This is a genomic window from Paenibacillus sp. Soil750, from assembly GCF_001428045.1.
In the GTDB taxonomy this organism is placed as follows: domain Bacteria; phylum Bacillota; class Bacilli; order Paenibacillales; family NBRC-103111; genus Paenibacillus_E; species Paenibacillus_E allorhizoplanae.
In genome coordinates, this window is sequence record NZ_LMSD01000007.1 from 37,028 (window position 1) to 57,158 (window position 20,131).

The window sequence follows — 20,131 nt, forward strand, 5'->3', positions numbered from 1 at the left end:
ATCAAGAGAATAATTCTCGATAGGTTTTTCTATTTTCTAGGTAAATCACCACTGCTACAAGTCCCATTGCTTAATTAATGATAGTAAATAAGCCTTTACTTGTTCTTGCAAGTCCGGACGCTGTAAAGCGAGTTCAATGGTTGCTTCAATATACCCCAGCTTGTCCCCAACGTCGTAGCGCTTCGCTTGCATCAGGTAAGCCGCCATCTGCTGTTCCTTGTTCAGCACACGGAGTGCATCCGTTAATTGAATTTCACCGCCGCGGCCAGGCTCTTGACGCTCCAAAATGCGGAAAATTTCCGGCATAATGATATAGCGGCCAATTACTGCTAAATTCGAAGGCGCTTGATCACGATCAGGCTTCTCTACCAGATCCTCAATCAATCGATAGTTCTCGTAACTCGTCGCAGGAGAAACGATCCCATATTTGCTAACATCAGCCCAAGGCACCTCTTGAACCGCAATGACGGAGGTTTCCGTCTGCTCATAAATATCCATCATCTGTTTAAGCCCTGGCGGAGAAGATTGAAGAATATCATCCCCAAGTAATACAGCGAATGGCTCATCTCCAATAAATTTGCGCGCGCAGAGAATAGCATGACCCAAGCCAAGCGGCTGCTTCTGACGAATGTAATGAACATCCGCTAGATTAGACACCGATTTGACAATCTCCAGCAGCTGAGTGCTGCCTTTTTCTTCAAGCATCATCTCAAGCTCTACAGATTTATCAAAATGATCCTCGATCGCACGTTTGTTACGCCCTGTAACGATGATTATATCCTCAATGCCGGACTCAATCGCTTCTTCTACAATGTACTGAATCGCTGGTTTGTCAACGATGGGCAGCATTTCCTTTGGCTGCGCCTTAGTTGCAGGCAAGAACCGAGTACCAAGTCCCGCCGCGGGAATAATGGCTTTCCGAATTTTTTTCATGAAAGATCCTCCTAAAAGTTTTGAGTAACCCGTGCAAGCGAAGTGTAAAATGGCAACCTCAAAACTCGCTTCGGAAGCATGCGCTTGACTTTAAAACCTCCACGACATCCATGCCAATGCGTTTCGAACCGATGGCCCCGTGGAAAGCCGTATCACCACGTACACCATGGAAATCAGAGCCTGCCGTAATCAGCAGCCCCTTACGCTCTGCAAGAAGTCTATATCTTTCCTCATCTTCTGGCGAATGATCAGCATGATACACTTCAATGCCATCTAATCCTTGTGAAGTAATGACCTCTACTAGAGCATCATCGTGATAAATACCGGGATGTGCAAGCACCGCTTTGCCGCCAGCTTCATGAATCCACGTAATCGCTGTAGCCGGCTCGATACGAGGTGGATTGGCGTAAGCCGCCGCTCCAGTAGCCAAATAGCGATCGAAAGCTTCAGTTATCGTACTCACATAGCCTTTATTCATGAGCACAGCAGCAATATGCGGTCGGCCAACTGTATCACCTTTGCGCTTCACATTGGCAACCTCTTTGAGAACTTCCTCCATCGTAATGTCGATGCCAAGCTCCTGTAGCCGTGCAATAATCATCTCATTGCGGGTATCCCTTGTTTCACGTAAAGACGATAAGCGTTGTAGAAATTGTTCATCGGCAATGTTCATGTAATAACCCAGAATATGAATATCCTGACCATTGGCAACCGTTGAGATTTCTACCCCAGGAACAACGACAATGCCCAATTCCAAGCCTGCCACAAGTGCCTCCGCTACCCCCGAAATCGTATCATGATCGGTAATCGCAATTGCCCCTAATCCTGCTTCTAGAGCCATAACGACATTCGCTCTCGGCGACTGCGTCCCGTCTGAAGCTGTTGTATGTGAATGTAAGTCTGCTTCCATTCAATCCCCCGTCCTTCTTATAGAAAACGACTTAAATCTTCTTGTCTCAAGAACGTCATGAAGCTAACGGCCGAAATAGGCAGCAAGGTCGAGTTTAAATAAATCGCATAAAAGCTTCGCTCAAACACGATATTCTCGATTTTCTTCACTTTAAATAGACCTAGCGTTACCTCATGCTTCACGGACGATTGCGAAAGAATAGAAATCCCTAATCCCGCTTCAACAGCCGATTTGATGGCACCAGTGCTTCCAAGCTCCATTACAATCTTCATCGAGGAGCAATCCATGTTGCAGCGAGCGAATTCCTCCTCCATAACTCTCCGAGTACCTGAGCCCTGTTCACGCAGAACAAACGGATACTTCAATAATTCTTCCAACGTAACAACCGGGGCATCTGCTAGCGGATGATCTGAAGGGACAATTAGTTTCAGCTCATCGCTAAGAATTGGTTCGGTATGAACATCCGGATGATGAATAGGTGCCTCAACAAGGCCGAAATTGAGTTGATGACTAAGCACTTCATCCAAGATTTGTGCCGTATTCATTACTTTCATTGAAACAGAGATGTTCGGGTAATCCTTGCTGAAGGGGCCAAGAAGCCGTGGTAAAATGTACTCCCCCATCGTTAAGCTGGCACCTAACTGAAGCCGCCCTTCAATCATCATTGTAAATTTCGACATTGCAACATCGGTGTCTCGAATAAGTTCAATGCTATTTTTGGCAAATGGCAGTAAAGCTCGTCCCGCTTCGGACAGTTCGATCTTCTTGGTGCTGCGATGAAAGAGTTTCACACCAAAGTAATCTTCAAGTGACTGTACCTGCATCGTCACGGCAGGCTGTGTCATATGTAACGCACCGGCTGCATGTGAGAAACTGCCTTTTTCCGCTACGGTATAGAAAATGTGTAATTGATGAAAATTAAGTGCCATGATATACCGCCTCTCTTTGCTCCATTATATGAAATCGAACCCGTACAGTCCATCAAGACGACAAAAAAGAGTATGTCTGCCCTAGCTCCAGACATACTCTGCTCAATGACATGATTAGCGCCGCTTGCGACTATTCTTGATTAAGGTCATACGACGAGAGTGTCTCAACCAGGAATAGTACGATTTCAAATCGCGCAGCTCCATGGTCTCTGACATTTTGCCAAGAAAGGTAACGATGATCATTTTGTGCAGAGGATTGCCTACAAGATCCGTCTCATGTTCCAAATGGGAGAATTCGGCCACGACCACCAAATCATCATCAATCAGATAGACGTCTTCTTCGTTCCGATAATAAGGGACCATGCTATCATTTTTAAGCTTCTCCCAAAGAAACGCACAGATTTCCTCAAGTGAATTGTTATCGCTAGAAATACGATCGCTCCATCTCAGCTTAGCATGATTCGTGATCACGATATCCGCCACTTTCTTATCACCTAGCTGTACGAAGAATGGTTCGTAAGTACTCCATCTCCCCATAACCTTATCTTTCATGATCACATCCCCTTTCCTATTTAAATGGGACTCAATACCTACTCCCTGAAGTTCTGTAAGTTATATTTTACTGTATTATAACTTTTTTTCCCATGGAAGAATATATAAAATTATTAATAAGTATTTATGAAGACAACAAACTATGCCTAATTTTCGGAAAATTGAGAAAACTTCTAACAAAGTCATTCAAACAAGACTAACCATGATCCATATAATGAGAAAAAAAAAGAAAAAAGCTTCTCACGAAGCTTTCATTTTGCACTGCAGCCTCAAAGCGTGTAAAATCTAGTTTTGTCAGGAACATCACTACTATACTCTGTTTTAATTTCATTACGATATGATTTCTCTACCTTCTTGACGTAAGGTAACTTGAGTAGGCTGCGTGTGGTCTCTTCCAATTTGCTGGCATGTATATAAAGAACTGCATAATTCATTTTCTTGGATATGTAATGAAGGGAACCGAACCGCTCCAAATTCCTGGCGGCTTTAATATCGTTTACCCAAATGATTAATCCGCTTCGCTCAATCATCATGATTGCAACCTCTTTTCAATAATCCTAGTATGGAGTGATCTCACAACATGAAGCCATCAGACACTATTGTCCGCGTGTCTCGCGGACATATAACAGAAAGCATACATCGCATCCACCTTGCTGTTGTCGATAACCAAGGAACGCTCCTGCACAGTGCAGGCGATCCACACCTGCTCACCTTCGCCCGTTCGACAGCGAAGCTGATTCAAGCCTTGCCGGTCATTGAATCCGGCGCGGCTGATCATTTCGGCCTGACAGAGACCGAAATTGCCTTATGCTGCGCTTCCCACAATGGGGAAGATGAGCATGTAAGCACGGCCCGCGGCATCCTAGGCAAGCTAGGGTATCATGCCAAGCATCTGCAATGCGGTGCGCATGAGCCGTACCATGCGCCAACTGCACAAGCGATGCGTGAACGGGGAGAGTCCCCGTCAACTTTGCACAACAATTGCTCGGGCAAACATTCGGGTATGCTATCCTTAAGCAGCCATCTTGGCGCCTCACCAGACACCTATATGAGCCCGGAGCATCCTGTTCAGGTGTTAATGTTAGATGCTGTGAGCGCCATGTCAGATGTGCCTAAGGAGCAGATGGAGCTCGGAATTGACGGCTGTGGCGTCCCAGTGTTTGGGATGCCGATCAACCATCTCGCGCTCGCTTTTGCCCGATTGGGCAGCCCCCAAGGACTATCTGCAGAGCGTGCAAACGCTTGCCAGAGAATTGTCAATGCTGTGCGAAAATATCCTCAATTCCTCGCAGGAAGCGACCGCTTCGATACGCGATTAATCGAGGTTACAAAGGGTCGAGTCATAGGCAAAATGGGCGCTGAAGGAATCTTCGCCCTCTCCATACCTGAGCAAGCCATCGGCTTCGTCTTAAAGGTAGAAGATGGTAACATTCGTGCCTTGTATCCCGCAGTCACTGAAGCTTTAAAGCAGCTAGGCTATCTATCGGAAACCGAGGTCAGTGAGCTCAAGGATTTCCACACACCTGCCGTTCACAACTGGCAAGGAACCGAGGTCGGACGCATCCGCCCCGATTTCTGCCTGTAACGCCGTCGCCTTACATTAACCGCAATTCCCACTGCAGCTTCCACCGGAGCTGCAGCCTTTGCCGGTTGGCAAGGGGTTATTGCTTGGCACTTTAATCGAATCTGATACCGCGTGAGCAATCGTCGTTGAAACGGTGAACAACAAGTCATCCAAGCGATCCTCAGCTTCTTTGTACTTACGAACAGCCTCTACAGCTAGGAGCTTCTCTTGCACATCATTCACAGCTGCTAAGGCATCATGATAGCTCGGGTGATAATGCCCAAAACGCTCGCACTCCTCAAAAGCATCTTTCTTCCTAGCAAACACAGCTTGCAAATCTTTCACTTCTCTGCTGTTCGCGACCTCGGTCTTCCAATATAAATAATCTGCAACTTCCGCAGAAGAATTAATCATATCACCCATATCGTAAGCTTGCATAAGGATAGCCGACATATCCAGTGTTTCTGTTTCCATTGTTTGTAACATTACGACAACCTCATCCTTCCTCGCGAAAAAGTCTATAACACTTCTATCATATCACAGTTCGCCAAGACTTTCTTCCTTTTCTCACACAGATCCATCGTTGATTCCTGGTAATATGAGCTTCATCTCTTTCCAATCCTCGCTGGTCCAAGCGATCTCCTCATATTCTTCCCACCCCTCCAGAATCCAACCTGTTCGATCTTCACGCAGCATGCGGGGGATAATGAAGCAGTCGCGTCCTTCTTTTCTCAACTGCAGTACACTTTTCCATTCGATAGCTTTACGAATCATATCCTTTCGAGTAGAGGCATGATAGTCGCGTAACTCTTTAATCCAACTCATGGGAATTTGCTGCATATCTGGATATAAGTCCTCCCGCTGCGGCAAATACGGATCAATTTCATATAATTGAATCGTATCTTTAGAGTAACAGAGACCTAATTGAGGCTCATTCCATGATGGAATCTCCTGCTCTTCATCACTCCATACATTCGGAATTGTACTTTGATTGGGGTGGAACCCCATCGCTTCCAAGCATTTCGTCAAATGTTTAATATGCGCGTGTGAAATAATAAAATTAGTTTCTCCCATGCGCTCTCCGAGCAGTTTGCGGCACTTCTCATTCCGAAGCAAAGCTTCAGCTACCTCATTCGTTTGACAGCGAAGCAGTGTCACATCTGTTAGGTAGAGCTTGTCCTTCTGTTCCTCCCACTGCTGTAAGGTGATGATTACTTGTTCTGGAACCTGATAATAAGCATGATCTCGCAGAACTTGAATCACGTTTGAGGCCCTCAGACCGTGATCTAACGCTCGCCCAAAGCTTTCTTTGGTCAAACGATAGGTACGTACGAGATCAGCGTTCTGCAGGTCAGCAAATGCGGCTACTCCCCACTCTAAGCCCAGAGAAGCATTGGGTGGTAAAAGCACTTCGAAATCGGGCTGAACATAGAGCGAGGGCTCGGTTTGGAGAGACCGTTCGATGTGAAAGTCTGAACCCTCTCCTGTAATCAACCGCGGTTTGATCAGCCATCTGAACCAAAGTTCCCCCCCTTGATCTTCCGCCAATTCGACAAAACGAAATGTAAACAATGGCCTGATCCAAACTGCCATCAACTCCTGACGAAGAGCCACCTCGTCCATCGGTTTATGTCCAATCGAGCAGCAAGAGAGCACGGCTTGGATCAGCTCCGAAAAACTGTACCAGTGTAAGTCAGTCGCCTTATCCATGAATGAGATCCCATGCTCGAGCCAAACCGGCGCTGGAATTAATGCCTGCCGCCAAATACGATACAATTGAGTTTGTTGGTGTTCATAGGAGCTTTGAAGCCAACTCTCGAAATTACGATGATGGAATAGGAACCGGTTGCCCACTTCATTCTTATAGAGAAAGCCCATCCGCATGCCCAATTCAAGCATCAACGCAGCAGGCTCATCATACACGTCCGTGAATGCGTAAGTAAGTCCTGACTGCGTGAGGATTCTTGCGGGTAAACTCACATGTTCTGTAATCTTCTGCAACTGCTTCTTATGTAAAGTTCCTTTATTCGTAAGAGAAAGTTCGGACTGCCGCGAACAGCTGACCATACAATGAAACAATTGCTGCGCGAGTCCCCGTGGATTCGAAGAGACGCCTTCATCCATATCTGCCATACGTTCGCTGAGATCGAGATCACTTAACTCGTCTAACTCATTTTGCCGGGCGGGCCATACGGTAGGAAATACTAGGCTCTGCCACCCTGAGAATGCATCCTCAGGCAACGTATACAACTGTTCTCCCCATGATTTACGGAAAGCAACAATGATACCATAACGACGAAGTCCCCATAGCCCCAAACTGACTTGAGCACCAGCCATTTGAATCACCGCTTCTTTTTCCAACCTCTCGCTAGTAAAAGGCAGACAGCCGAACGTCGACATCACTAGGTGCAGCGTACGCTGCTCATCGGATGAAAGCTGACGATAGAGTTCAGCAAGGTGAGTAGGCTGCGTGAGAATCTCTCCTAAAGAGTCCCCTGACGTACGGAGTGCTGAGCACCAGGGTTGTCTTAAAATAGACTCCTTTAACGAAAGCGGCATTTTCCTTTCCACATGCTCGTACTTCATTTTCCAAGCCTACCTCCTCATCTTATCGCTTCATTCCAGCTTGTAATCTCATATTGATAGCCTTGCTCTACAAGAAAAAGCTGCCTCTTCATTGCAAAATCCTGTTCTTTCGTGTCTGCGCTGACGAGCGAATAGAAGACGGCTGTGTTCTCACCATTTCGCTTCGGCCGAAGAATACGACCCAATCGTTGTGCTTCTTCTTGCCTCGAGCCATAACTTCCCGAAACCTGAATGGCGATTGCTGCATCTGGGAGATCGACTGCGAAATTCGCCACTTTGGAAACGATGAGCAGTGGGAGCTGTCCCTTTTTGAATTGCTCATATAGCTCTTCTCGACGTTCGTGAGGAATACTGCCGCATATCATGGGAGCACCTGTATGAACGGCAATTTCTTCAAGCTGATCAATATATTGACCGATAATTAACGTCGGTTCATCCGGATGGAGCTTCAACAAATAATCAATGACCGCAAGCTTCGCTGTATTCTCCCCAGCAATCCGGAACTGGTGCCGAGATTCTGAGGCATGGTAACGATCACGGTCCATAATTGATAGAGGTACGCGCACTTCTTGGCAGGTCACCTTGGCCAGCCACCCCATCGTTTCAAGCTGCTTCCACGCCATGTCATATTTCTTGGGGCCGACCAATGAGAAAACGTCACCCTCTAAGCCATCTTCTCTAATTAGCGTTGCCGTTAAACCAAGCCTGCGCGTGGCTTGTATCTCCGCAGTCGCACGAAATACGGGGGCAGGCAGAAGGTGAACCTCATCATAAATGATGAGGCCCCACTCCCTCTCGCTAAATAACCGTAAGTGCGAGAATTCAGCCTCTTTGCTCCCGCGGTGCGTTAGAATTTGATAAGTGGCAATGGTGATGGGCCTAATCTCCTTCGTGGTGCCATTGTACTCACCTACTTGGTCGCTCGTTAGACCTGTCTTACTTAATATTTCGCGCTTCCATTGCTTCACCGACGTTACATTCGAGGTAAGGATCAGTGTTGCACAGCTTGCTTTCGCCATTGCGGCGATCCCCACTACCGTCTTACCTGCTCCGCAAGGAAGCACCAGAACACCGCTTCCACCATGGCCAACCTGCTGAAAAGCGTCTACGGCTTGCTTTTGATAATCACGCAGTTGGAACGGTTCATCCATCTGATCTTCCTCACGCCAAGGAATTTCCAGAAATTCGCCGCTGCGGTAGGAGGCTAGATCCTCCACTGGATAACCGAGCTTCATTAATTCTTGCTTTAAAATCCCCCGATAGCTCGGTGATATGGCAATAGCCCGTTCACCACGGGCATCCTTGAGATATTTTTGCAAGGATTCATAGGCACAAATTTCTTTGAATACGACGGTATCCTCGCTTACTAAGAAAAGTTCCTTCCCCACATGCAGCATGCGTAGAATCCCATAGCGCTTCGTATATTTGCGAATCATGCTAAGAACAGCAGAAGGGACACCGAATTTGGCATGCTGCTGCAAGCAAGCTGTCATCTCCTCCAACCCCATGCCTGCTGCAGCTGCATTCCATAAAGACAGCGGAGTAACCCGATAGGTGTGAAGATGTTCTGGACTTTTCACTAGATCTGCAAAGCGAGCCAGCTTACCTTGAAGCTTGTCAAATTCAGGATGATTCGTTTCGAGGAGGATAGATAAATCGCTCTGAACAATCAGAGGCTTTGAAGGATCCATAGTCAATCGCATATTCCCTCCTTTTTCCTTTAGTATGAAGGGAAAGTACTTGATTTAAACATGGACTCCATGCTAACGTATCTCAAAAGAGTTCATACACGGCGATAATCCCGACAATCATGATGGCAAATAACGACACCCAACTTGCAACTACGCCAGGGCGCACACCAACTTTCTCCTCTTTCGTGTACCAATGTGCTTTCCTCGCGCGCGCTTCAACATCTTTCACATGAGCCTCAAATTTTTTCTCTATATCGTATAAGTTCCACATGGTAATTCCCCCCATCCTTTGGTTGGAATTGATTTTAACATGGCAAGAAGTACCAGAGTTATCTATAATAAATGATCGTTTCGATCGAAAATTGTGATGGTTGAGGAGTGCATACGGATGGATCTTACCTTATATAAAACACTGCTCGAAGTAGCGAAATGGCAAAACTTTACGAAGGCTTCCGAAAAATTGGGATACGCTCAGTCTAGCGTGACCTCCCAAATTCAAAAGCTAGAGATCGAATACGGGGTTGAAATCTTCGAGCGGATCGATAAAAAGATGAGACCTACGCCTGCGGGGGACATTTTACTGCGATATGCAGCGAAAATTTTGAAGTTATATGAGGAGTCCAAAATCAATGTAGCTGGTCAAACGACAGGAAGCTTTATGATTGGCACACACGAAACAACGCTCTTCTCCTACATGCTGCCGCCGTTCCTCGGCGCTTTCAAAAAGTGCTTTCCAAACATTACAATCACCATCAATGAATTATTGGAAAATGATACGTCCCGTGCGCTGAAGGCAGGCGAATGCGATTTAGGATTCATCGTCGACAAGGAACTCAGCGATCCTGATTTAATCTATAGGACGATACAGGAAGAGGAATTTGTCATTGTGGCAGCACCTGATCACCCCTTAGCCGCGAAATCGGCTATTGTACCAGAGGATCTCAATGGCGCTGAAATTCTGATGTCCATCTCAGGAGGACGCTGCCGGAAATTATTTGAAACGATGCTGCGTAAGCATAATGTGCAGTATACACTCACCTATGAGATCAACAACTATGAAACGATCAAAAAATGCGCCATGCATGGGCTCGGCCTTTGCTTACTGCCAAGAACGACCGTAACGACGGAAACACAAAACGGGCAGTTAGCGATATTACCGCTGAACTACCCGAATTTTAAATTGAATGTGCAATTATGCTATCATGCCAAAAGACAATTATCTGTACCCTTGACAAACTTCATCCAGCTCATGTGTGAAACTACTCCACACGAACGGCTTTCTCTTGGGCAATCAAGCACAATTCAGCCGCTTTGAACGTATGTGCTTGTGTCATCGCATTTTCTGTACGATGAATGCAATCCAGAATCAACTGACCGAAGAAAGGAAAGCCTACTTGTCCATGCAGACTGTAGTGCTTTTCTCCTTGTTGGTTGACTAGATACAATTGATCCCCTTGCGGATCGCGAGCAATATCAATATATTTACGCAGCTCGATATAACCCTCAGTTCCAAGAATCAATGTGCGCCCGTCTCCCCATGTTCCTAAGCCATTAGGTGTCAGCCAGTCTACACGGAAATAATTCGTTGCCCCATTGTCTCCAATCAGTGTCGCATCGCCGAAATCCTCAAGCTCTGGATAATCCTTCGCATGATAATTCGCAACTTTACTACTTACGACTGTCGCATCTTTACAGCCCGAATAGAAGAGGAACTGCTCGATTTGATGGCTGCCGATATCACATAGAATACCGCCATATTTATCCTTCTCGAAAAACCAATCCGGACGGCTTGAGGCATTTAAACGGTGAGGTCCTAATCCAATAACTTGAACCACGCGACCAATCGCGCCTTCTTCAATCAACTGACCTGCGAAAACCGCACTTTCCACATGAAGTCGCTCACTATAGTAAACAGCATACTTACGTCCTGTAGCTTCAACTACGGCCTTCGCAGCAGCAAGCTGGTCTAGGGAAGTAAATGGTGTTTTATCTGTGAAATAGTCCTTGCCATGTTCCATCACACGAATCCCTAAAGGACCACGCTCTGAAGGTACAGCTGCGGAAGCGACAAGCTTCACTTCAGGATCATGAAGAATCTCCTCTTCAGAAGCAGCAACCTGAGCTTGTGGAAACTTCGCGACAAATGCCGCTACTTTCGCTGGGTCTTGATCGTATACCCATTTAAGTTCAGCCCCAGCTTCAAGAAGTCCGTTACTCATGCCATAAATATGACCATGATCCAACGCAATTACTGCAAAGGTAAACTCCCCTTTTTGAACAACAAGGTTCGGTTTCCCTTTTGGCGCATAATTCATGCCATCATTTTTTTGCATATTGAATTTCCCCCATGATCTTAGACATCAAGTGTTTTAAAGGAGCCTGCTTCTTTACTTGATTTGGAATTTTTGATTTTCTCTTGCAAATGCTGTTCAAAAAGATCTTCATCAATCGGCAAATCAACCCAATTATCTGTGAATGTTGAGAGCATGATCGCATTGGAAATCATTAACCCTTTAATGCCTTCTGCTCCTGGTGCAATCAATGGTGTGCCATGAAGAATGGCATCAACAAAATTCTGTGTGATACCCATGTGGCCTGTTTCTGTACCTTCAACTGGGATTTCACATTTCCAACATTCCGGTTGACCAAAGCCACCCTTGTAAGTTTCATTAAATTCTCTTTCGGAAACACGCAAACGCCAGAACGTCAATTTGCCATCTTCAACGACAATTTTACCGCGGTCGCCCGACAATTCGAAACGATTCGTCCCTGGTGCTTCACCAGTTGTCGTCACGAACAATCCTGTTGCGCCATTTTCATACTCAACGAATGCCGTTACATCATCTTCAACTTCGATATTGCGGTGCTTCCCGAAATAACAGAATGCACGAACACGCTTCGGCATCATATCAATCGTCCACTGCCATAGGTCCAGTTGATGCGGATCTTGGTTAATAAGTACACCGCCGCCTTCTCCAGCCCAAGTTGCACGCCAGCCGCCTGAATCGTAATAGCTTTGTGATCTATACCAATTGGTAATAATCCAGTTCGTTCTGCGAATCTCACCTAGTTCACCAGAAGAAACCAGATCCTTTAATTTTTTATATAGAGGATTTGTACGTTGATTGTACATCATGCTGAATACTTTACCTGAAGCTTCTGCTGCTTCATTCATTTGACGCACTTGTTTGGTATACACGCCAGCCGGCTTTTCACAAATAACATGCAGGCCTGCTTGGAAAGCGCGTACAGCTGTTTCAGGGTGATCATAGTGAGGCGTTGCGATCAAAACCCCATCAATTAAGCCAGAAGCCAGAAAATCATCAAGATTGTCAAATAGCTTGACACCTTCACCAAGATTTTCCTTTGCCCACTCTAGACGATCTGCGCGCGGTTCACAAATAGCGGTAAGAACGCCGCCCTTGACTTCATTTTTCACTAAATATTTGGCATGTCCAGTTCCCATGTTACCTAGACCAACGATACCAATCCTTACTTTCTCCACTGTACGTCACCTTTTTCTTGTCAGATTCACAATTATTAAGCACGTTTTCACTTTAGCATATTTAAGAGGAGGCATCTTGTCGCAGATTGACTACCTTATTGCGAACTTTGACAGTTACACACGATTGAGACCAAGTTTACTGTACAGATGCCGGTAATTGAATACTGACTGTCGTTCCAACACCTAGCTTACTTTGATATCGGATCACACCGTGGTGCTCTTCAATGATTGTAAAACTCACCATCATACCAAGCCCTGTCCCTTTTTCCTTTGTCGTATAAAAGGGTTCACCTATCCGCGGCAGTCTGTCCTCTGAAATGCCTTGGCCTTGATCCACAAACTGCAGGTTGACCCCGTTAGTTTGGTTTTGTGCTGTGATGGTCAATATACCGCCAGATGGCATCGCTTCAATCGCATTTTTGATCACGTTGACAAAAACTTGCTTGATTTGATTCCGCTCACAATTGACAGATGAAAGAATCGTATTGGCAATCAGCATAATTTCAACATTATTCATGATGGCTTCTGTATTTAAGAGCTGTATCACTTCTTCAAGTATTGTTACAGGATCATGCGGCATGTAAGCGACTGCTTGCGGCTTGGCAAGAATGAGCAGCTCTCCAAGAATCAACTCAATCCGATTAAACTCTTCTTGCATGATATGATAATAGCGCATTTTACTTTCTTCATTGGCGTGGCACATCAGCTTCACGAAGCCCTTAAGCGCCGTCAACGGGTTGCGAATCTCATGAGCAATACCAGCTGCCAATTGACCAGCAACATGTAATTTCTCTGTTTTACGAAGCAGTTCCTCCGTCTGTTTCTGAACCGTAATATCCTGAACTGTGCCAAATAAACACAGCGCTCTACCCCATTCATCATACGTAGTCTTAGCTAAAGTATGCAAAATTCGCACATCACCTCTAACCACGACTCTAAAAATGATATCCAAGGAACCTTCATTTAAAGCTTTTTTTGTTGCCAACTTCATCTTCAGACTGTCTTCAGGGTGAATACTTTCATGAAGTACCTCTATAGGCAACGTTTGGACCGCATCTTTGCAACCAAATAATGCGTTCAATTCATCTGATACATACACCATGTTATTAATTGTATCCCACTCATAATGGCCCAAGCCTGCTATTTCTTGGGCTATTTCCAATTTAGCTTTGCTTTGAGTCAACTCCTGCTCAATTCGTTTGTGAATGGTAATATCATGAACCAATCCACGTACGGCCATTCGCCCCCCATCTAGAACCACTCGCTCAATTTGGGAACGCAAATGGCGAATATCGCCATCTTGTCGAATAATTTTGTATTCTATATCTGACATTCCTACCAGTATTGCTTGCTTAATAGCGAGCGCTACTTTCTCACGGTCATCTACAACAATAGGCTCAATAGCTTTACATAAATCGATTCTTAAACCAGGTTCTAGCCCATGTATTCGAAACATTTCAACCGACCACGAAATCGAATCTTCATCCAAATCTTGTTCAAAACTGCCGAATTGACCTAAACGTTGTGCCTGTACGAACCGATCTTCAACAATCTTACGTTCTGATATATCACGCCAAATCCCTAAATTCTGAGTACGTTTACCTTGCTCGTCCGATAACCATTTGAAATTATTTTCTAACCAAACATACCAACCCTTTTTATGAAGGAAACGACAGGTTACAATGCCTTGATCATTTGTAGCACACGCTATTTCGTTGATAAAAATCTTCTTCAGCCCATCGATATCTTCCGGATGACAAAAAGCTAATACGCTTGCACCGTACATATCCTCCAGCTCAAATCCAAGAAGGTTTTTTACGGAGGGCGAAACATACAGCAGAATGCCATCTTCTGAAGTCAATGTAATAAGATCTTGAACATAGTTTGTGTACTTTTGATTGAGATCGTTTTCCATGGCAAAATGATTGTCAAGCATTTCTGTTTTACGAATAACAATATGTAAGTTCTCACCAACGGGATAGGCACTAACATGTATCCTTTGATTGGATGGCTTTACATATTCATTGAATGAAGTTTCTTTACCACTTTTGCGGGCTTTATGAAAATAACTGTAAGAAGCATGCCGAATAGCAGCAGGGAACTCAGCCCACGCCATTTTACCAAGAAGTTCTTCAGGAGATCGATTTAAAAGACTTGCACCATAGTCGTTTGCGTATATAAAATGCCAGTTTGAATCTAGAATGATAAATCCCATGGAAGCGTTTTCTTCAAACGTGCTCATCTATTCTATACGGACCCCCTTCGCCATTTCGTTATTATTATCGCTCACTTGGATGCACCTCGTAAAGAGAATATAAAAAAAAAAGCAACCCTCCCTCAATTTCGGGAAAGCTGCTTTCGCATGAAAATCGACTTCGTTAATGACTTCCAACCAGCGTTCGTTCTTTGGAAATTTGACTTAAGGCTTCGCCAGCCTCATCTTCAAATTTCCCTCTAACAGCCAAATCGCCAATCGCTACAATACCGACAAGTTTCCCATTATCAATAACCGGTAAGCGCCTAATCTGGTGCTGTGCCATCATCTTAGCGGCTTCATCGACAGTCGTACTAGGACTCACGGTGGTCATCTCTTTGGTCATAACGGTTTCTACAGCCGTTGACCCGGAATGTTTTTCCGCATAACCTCGAATAACAAGGTCCCGATCCGTCACACCTCCTATGAAGGTATCCCCGTCCAGAACCCCAACAAATCCAATGTCGTGTTGTTTCATTTTCAAAGCAATCTCGAATACATTATCCAGCAAGGTAACCGTCACGCAATCTCTACTCATGATGTCCTTCACTAGTTTATCTGACATTCTCATCATCCTCCTCGGTGTCATGTTAGGCAACAAATAATTGCTACATTAGCATTCACCAAAGCACGGAGGGCATTCATGCCATATAATCCAAGGCCATGGATAGGAGTAAATTTGCTGCGTTCAGCATAGATCTTTCATCTATATCGAACTTCGGGTGATGATGAGGATAAACGATGCCCGTATCCACATTACCAGCACCTACGAACATAAAGCAACCTGGCTTCTCCTGCAAATAATAGGAAAAGTCTTCTCCGGCCATAATAAGAGGAGATTCATGTACAGCCTCCTCACCAAACAAAGCGGCGCCTACTTGGAAGAAACGAGCTGCTTCGTTAGCATCATTGATAACCGTCGGATAACCTAGCTTATATTCCAGCTCGTAGGTTGCTTGCGACATGTCACAAGTAGCCTGTACGATTCTCTCCATGCGCGTTCTCACTTCTTGTCTTAACTCTGGATTGAAGGTACGTACAGTTCCATTAAGTACACTCGTTTCAGCAATGACATTGAAGCTAGTCCCTCCATGGAACGAGCCTACGCTCACTACACAAGGCTCAACAGGGTCAACTTGACGGCTCACAATCGATTGCAAGTTAACGACTAATTGTGAGGCGACGTACACACTGTCAATCGTTTGGTGAGGCAATCCGCCATGTCCGCCTTTCCCTTGGATGCGAATAGTGAATTCATCTGGCGCGGCCATAAAAGCCCCTGATCGCGTGTAAACATGACCAACAGGGAACGGTGTCCATAAATGAACGCCAAATACCGCATCTACACCATCTAGGGCGCCGTCTTTGATCATCGAGTCAGCTCCACCAGGTGAAATTTCTTCAGCATGCTGGAATAGAAAAACCAGATTCCCTTTGATCTCCGTCCGATGCATGCTTGCAACCTTGGCAATCCCAAGCAAAGTTGATGTATGTGCATCATGTCCACAGGCATGCATAATCCCGTTCTTAGTTGATGTATAGTCACAGTTCTTCTCATCCTGAATGGGGAGAGCATCCATGTCTGCACGCAGAGCTACCGTCGGTCCTTCGCCGTTGCCGCGAAGTAAGCCAACAACACCGTTCCCGCCTACGCCAGTACGCACTTCAATATCCCAGCTTAGCAAATGCTTCGCTACAAATTCTGCGGTCTGATATTCTTGGTAGGAAAGCTCAGGATGCTGATGTAAATAACGTCTCCAGCCCACCATTTCTTCATAAATGGCTTGGAGATCTTCATGAAAATGATTCATAAGTTCATCCACCTCCTAAGGCGTGATCACCTAACTATATATCTAAAATGATCTCTTGAAACCTATTCTATCAAATATCAATCACGGTTTCATCTCTAAAGTGCCATCAAATATTAGAATTTACAGATGGCAATCGACTTGCAGAACCTTTAGAAACATACTATCATGAGAAAAGAATGCATACGTACAATATGGAGGCGTTAAAATTGATTATTGAAGCAACTGGCTTAAAAGGCCTAAAAAGCGATTTGGCTCACTTGGACGAAGTAACAACTAAACTTGGTTTCGTGCGCTGGCAATGGGAATACACCCGTGCTACTTACGATTTTAAAATGGAAGATAAAGCAAGCAAAGCTGTTTACTTCTTACGTGTAAATGCACGTGTAGAAACAGGTAAGCTAGAATCTCCCTATGCCGTATTATATCTAGAGGAAGCTTACATAGGCAAAGAAACGTTCCCACACGGTTTGGACTACAACTCTCCAATCCCTGAGAACGTACTTAAGATTTCCAAACAAAAATTAGACCAACTGCAACAATTATTAGCAGACTAGGCGAGGAATCAGCATGAATCCCCCTCGAAGAGGAACGCCGGATTTTCTGCTGCTCTTATTAACCTTTGTGTTGGTCTGTTTTGGTTTAGTTATGGTGTTCAGCGCAAGCTCAATGACAAGTGCCTATCGGTGGGACGACCCTTGGTTCTTTACGAGAAAGCAAATTTTTGCTGTCGGGGTCGGCACCATTGGTATGTTATTTTGCATGAATATCCATTACACGAAGTTAAAGAAGCTTGTTATCCCTGCTTTCTTCTTCATTGTACTTGGCTTAATCTTCGTTGTCTTTACAAGTAAAGCGAATGGGGCGAGCAGCTGGTACTCACTTGGCAGATACGGGATACAACCGACCGAGTTTGCCAAATTAATCGTCATTCTCTACTTAGCTTCTCTGATCAGTAATAAAGAAGAGAAATTCAGAAGTTTTCGTAAGGGACTACTCCCTGCCATCTTGATCGTAGGCTTCGTGTGCAGTTTGATCCTCTTACAGCCCGATTTCGGTTCCTGTATGATTCTCTTGGCGTGCTCAGCTATTGTCATTATGGTCGGCGGGTCTAACCTCAAGCATATTTTTTATCTTGGAACTATTCTTACGATTTTTCTTGGTATTGCAATTCTCTTGTACTTGTTATTAGGTGATACTGACTCTAACTTTAGGCTCAATCGGATAACTTCCTTTATGGACCCATTCGCTGACCCGCAAGGCTCAGGCTTACAAGTTGTGCAATCCTTGTACGCATTCGGTCATGGCGGACTAACTGGCGCCGGATTCGGACAAGGTATTCAGAAGCTTCACTACTTACCGGAAGCACATAACGATTTCATCTTTGCTATTATAGGCGAGGAGCTCGGATTTATTGGCAGCTCTCTCTTCCTTCTCATCTATTTAATCTTCATTTGGCGAGGAATTCTCATTGCAGTGCGTTGTCCAGATATGTTCGGTATGTTATCCGGTGTAGGAATCATGGTCATGTTCGCTATACAAGCCTTTATTAATATCGGCGGCGTCACCAATACCATTCCACTTACAGGTGTAACGCTCCCCTTCATCTCAGCAGGCGGCTCCTCGATGATGGTCTCTCTCATCAGCATGGGGGTTATTCTCGGGATTTCTCGTGAACAATCCTACAAAGAATTACCAGCTTCACAAAAAACGCAAAAACCCCATAAAAAGAGACCCTTATCGACATAATATAACGTCGATAGGGTCTCTTTTTTATGGGTCTTATTTAACTCGAAGTTGATCTTCTATTTCTTCTTCAGTAAATGCGACACCTTCTACTTTCACATTGACTTCCACAACATTTAACCCTGTCATATTTTCAACGGCTTCCCGAACGTTCTCTTGGAGATCTCTGCAAACATCTTGGATTCGGGAACCATATTTAACGATCACTCGTAAATCAATCGCTGCTTCAACTTGTCCTACCTCAACAGAAACGCCACGCTGCACATTTTTACCACTTAAACGCTTAGCTAAGCCTTCTGAAATACCACCTGACATGCCCGCGATGCCTGCTGTTTCCAAGGCGGCAAGCCCTGCAATTGTCGATACTACGTCATCAGAAATTCGAATTAAGCCGGTTTGATTGTCTTCGGACATACGGATCACTCCCTAAACTTGGTATAAATCTATTGTAATAAGAACAAAAGCTTAAAGCAAGAACTCCCTGCTTGTATCCATTTTAATTTACATTGGTACGCAAAGTAGGTATATTAAAAGAAGTGTAAAAATTTCCAATACATTAGAGTCGGAGGGTTCCCATTGAAAGGAAAATTGTTCTACATAGGCTTGTTAGTTTCGTTCATAGCAGCCGGAATCGCACATTATACGCACCAGAATACAACACTGCAATTCGTAATCGCATGTATCGCCATCGTTTTTGTGGCTGGATTCTTAGGAAAAGCAACAGAAAGTGTTGCACATTATGCAGGAGACCGTATGGGTGGGTTCCTCAATGCAACCTTTGGAAATGCAGCTGAGCTCATTATTGCTTTCTTCTTAGTCAGAGATGGGTTGTTCGAAGTCGTCAAAGCCAGTCTAACTGGTGCCATCATCGGGAACTTGTTGCTCGTACTTGGACTCAGCATATTCGCAGGCGGTTTAAAGTTCAAAGAACAATCCTTTAACGTTAAATTGGCTGCTCACAACTCTTCACTGATGATATTAGGTGTTGTCGCACTCTTCATTCCCGCATTATTTGCCCGCGGTTTGACCACTGACGAAACATCCTCCATGAGTATGATTGTAGCTATTATCCTAATCATAGCTTATCTACTCTGGCTGTACTTCTCCATGGTAACCCACAAAAGTGTGCTGTCGGATGAAGCCATTGAACATGGTGAGGCTCCATGGTCCAAAGGCACCTCGATTCTATTCCTCATCATTGCGACTGCTATGGTTGCCTTTACGAGTGAATGGTTAGTAGGAACCATTGATGAAGTTAAAGATAAATTCGGATTGTCCGACCTATTTGTCGGTGCATTCCTAATTGCTATTATCGGGAATGCAGCAGAGCATAGTGCCGCGGTCATGATGGCTATGAAGAATAAAATGGGCGCAGCCGTGGAAATTGCGGTCGGAAGCTCCTTACAAATTGCTCTATTCGTTGCGCCAGTGCTAATCCTTCTCAGCTTCTTCATCAGTGGTACGCCAATGAACATTGTCTTTACCACCTATGAGATTGCAGCGATCGGCGTCGCCGTCTTCATTACCAAATCCATTACACAAGATGGATCTACGAACTGGTATGAAGGACTTCTTCTCTTGTTCGTCTATATCATCCTTGGTGTCGTATTCTTCTTAGTCTAAATACCTAGATGCAAACAAAAAAAGTAACCC

Annotated in this window: 20 protein-coding genes; 5 read left to right on the top strand and 15 right to left on the bottom strand. The window is 44.9% G+C overall.

Translation table 11 applies throughout. From position 1 onward, the window contains the following. Positions 1-54: 54 nt before the first annotated feature. The 5 genes from galU to ASL11_RS08345 form a co-directional block, all read right to left on the bottom strand. The gene (gene galU, locus ASL11_RS08325) at positions 55-933 is read right to left on the bottom strand and encodes a UTP--glucose-1-phosphate uridylyltransferase GalU (RefSeq protein ID WP_056612386.1); all 879 of its coding nucleotides are present in this window, start codon (positions 931-933) and stop codon (positions 55-57) included. A gap of 58 nt (positions 934-991) precedes the next feature. After that, positions 992-1,843, bottom strand: a complete 852-nt coding sequence (locus tag ASL11_RS08330) for a PHP domain-containing protein (protein ID WP_056612388.1) — start codon at positions 1,841-1,843, stop codon at positions 992-994. A 17-nt stretch (positions 1,844-1,860) separates the two neighbouring features. Beyond that, on the bottom strand, positions 1,861-2,772 hold the full coding sequence (locus tag ASL11_RS08335) for a selenium metabolism-associated LysR family transcriptional regulator (protein WP_056612395.1): 912 nt from the start codon (positions 2,770-2,772) through the stop codon (positions 1,861-1,863). A gap of 114 nt (positions 2,773-2,886) precedes the next feature. Further along, positions 2,887-3,324 carry a hypothetical protein gene (locus tag ASL11_RS08340; protein ID WP_056612399.1) on the bottom strand — a complete coding sequence of 146 codons (438 nt, stop codon included), beginning with the start codon at positions 3,322-3,324 and terminating at the stop codon, positions 2,887-2,889. A gap of 269 nt (positions 3,325-3,593) precedes the next feature. Further along, the gene (locus tag ASL11_RS08345) at positions 3,594-3,857 is read right to left on the bottom strand and encodes a YlbG family protein (RefSeq protein WP_056612401.1); all 264 of its coding nucleotides are present in this window, start codon (positions 3,855-3,857) and stop codon (positions 3,594-3,596) included. Positions 3,858-3,904: 47 nt separating this feature from the next. Between ASL11_RS08345 and ASL11_RS08350 the strand changes: the two genes are divergently transcribed. Continuing rightward, a complete protein-coding gene (locus ASL11_RS08350) occupies positions 3,905-4,909 on the top strand; it encodes an asparaginase (protein WP_056612404.1) in 1,005 nt (334 codons plus the stop codon). Between the two features lie 15 nt (positions 4,910-4,924). Here ASL11_RS08350 and ASL11_RS08355 read toward each other — a convergent pair whose 3' ends face one another. From ASL11_RS08355 to ASL11_RS08370, 4 genes are all read right to left on the bottom strand, one after another. Beyond that, the gene (locus ASL11_RS08355; RefSeq protein WP_157256856.1) at positions 4,925-5,374 is read right to left on the bottom strand and encodes a YlbF family regulator; all 450 of its coding nucleotides are present in this window, start codon (positions 5,372-5,374) and stop codon (positions 4,925-4,927) included. Positions 5,375-5,455: 81 nt separating this feature from the next. Next, positions 5,456-7,474 carry a helicase-associated domain-containing protein gene (locus ASL11_RS08360; RefSeq protein WP_056612406.1) on the bottom strand — a complete coding sequence of 673 codons (2,019 nt, stop codon included), beginning with the start codon at positions 7,472-7,474 and terminating at the stop codon, positions 5,456-5,458. A 17-nt stretch (positions 7,475-7,491) separates the two neighbouring features. Then, positions 7,492-9,177, bottom strand: coding sequence for a DNA repair helicase XPB (locus ASL11_RS08365; RefSeq protein WP_056612410.1), 1,686 nt, complete (start codon positions 9,175-9,177; stop codon positions 7,492-7,494). A 70-nt stretch (positions 9,178-9,247) separates the two neighbouring features. After that, on the bottom strand, positions 9,248-9,436 hold the full coding sequence (locus ASL11_RS08370) for a hypothetical protein (RefSeq protein WP_056612415.1): 189 nt from the start codon (positions 9,434-9,436) through the stop codon (positions 9,248-9,250). A gap of 117 nt (positions 9,437-9,553) precedes the next feature. Here ASL11_RS08370 and ASL11_RS08375 point away from each other — a divergent pair, with 117 nt between their 5' ends. Further along, positions 9,554-10,480: a LysR family transcriptional regulator gene (locus ASL11_RS08375; RefSeq protein WP_056612418.1), complete on the top strand. Its 927-nt coding sequence runs from the start codon at positions 9,554-9,556 to the stop codon at positions 10,478-10,480. Here the strand turns inward: ASL11_RS08375 and ASL11_RS08380 are convergent. The 5 genes from ASL11_RS08380 to ASL11_RS08400 all read right to left on the bottom strand — a co-directional run bounded on the left by ASL11_RS08380 (position 10,425) and on the right by ASL11_RS08400 (position 16,735). Then, positions 10,425-11,498, bottom strand: coding sequence for a Gfo/Idh/MocA family protein (locus tag ASL11_RS08380; protein ID WP_056612419.1), 1,074 nt, complete (start codon positions 11,496-11,498; stop codon positions 10,425-10,427). The two genes, ASL11_RS08375 and ASL11_RS08380, sit on opposite strands and share 56 nt — an antisense overlap. Positions 11,499-11,518: 20 nt before the next feature. After that, positions 11,519-12,670, bottom strand: a complete 1,152-nt coding sequence (locus ASL11_RS08385) for a Gfo/Idh/MocA family protein (RefSeq protein ID WP_056612422.1) — start codon at positions 12,668-12,670, stop codon at positions 11,519-11,521. Between the two features lie 136 nt (positions 12,671-12,806). Then, complete coding sequence (locus ASL11_RS08390; RefSeq protein ID WP_056612425.1) at positions 12,807-14,912, bottom strand: PAS domain-containing sensor histidine kinase; 2,106 nt, start codon at positions 14,910-14,912, stop codon at positions 12,807-12,809. A 136-nt stretch (positions 14,913-15,048) separates the two neighbouring features. Then, positions 15,049-15,489 (bottom strand): CBS domain-containing protein, encoded by a 441-nt coding sequence (locus ASL11_RS08395; RefSeq protein WP_056612428.1) that lies wholly within the window; start codon positions 15,487-15,489, stop codon positions 15,049-15,051. Positions 15,490-15,565: 76 nt separating this feature from the next. Further along, positions 15,566-16,735, bottom strand: coding sequence for a M20 family metallopeptidase (locus ASL11_RS08400; protein WP_056612433.1), 1,170 nt, complete (start codon positions 16,733-16,735; stop codon positions 15,566-15,568). Positions 16,736-16,941: 206 nt separating this feature from the next. On the opposite strand from ASL11_RS08400, the gene ASL11_RS08405 reads away from it, so the two are divergent. Both ASL11_RS08405 and ftsW read left to right on the top strand, forming a co-directional pair. Continuing rightward, the gene (locus tag ASL11_RS08405; RefSeq protein ID WP_056612435.1) at positions 16,942-17,289 is read left to right on the top strand and encodes a YugN family protein; all 348 of its coding nucleotides are present in this window, start codon (positions 16,942-16,944) and stop codon (positions 17,287-17,289) included. Positions 17,290-17,302: 13 nt separating this feature from the next. Continuing rightward, the gene (ftsW, locus tag ASL11_RS08410; protein WP_056612438.1) at positions 17,303-18,481 is read left to right on the top strand and encodes a putative lipid II flippase FtsW; all 1,179 of its coding nucleotides are present in this window, start codon (positions 17,303-17,305) and stop codon (positions 18,479-18,481) included. Between the two features lie 33 nt (positions 18,482-18,514). Here the strand turns inward: ftsW and ASL11_RS08415 are convergent, their stop codons facing one another. After that, positions 18,515-18,892 carry an Asp23/Gls24 family envelope stress response protein gene (locus tag ASL11_RS08415; protein WP_056612440.1) on the bottom strand — a complete coding sequence of 126 codons (378 nt, stop codon included), beginning with the start codon at positions 18,890-18,892 and terminating at the stop codon, positions 18,515-18,517. Positions 18,893-19,054: 162 nt separating this feature from the next. Here ASL11_RS08415 and cax point away from each other — a divergent pair, with 162 nt between their 5' ends. Continuing rightward, the gene (gene cax / locus ASL11_RS08420) at positions 19,055-20,101 is read left to right on the top strand and encodes a calcium/proton exchanger (RefSeq protein WP_056612442.1); all 1,047 of its coding nucleotides are present in this window, start codon (positions 19,055-19,057) and stop codon (positions 20,099-20,101) included. Positions 20,102-20,131 lie beyond the last annotated feature (30 nt).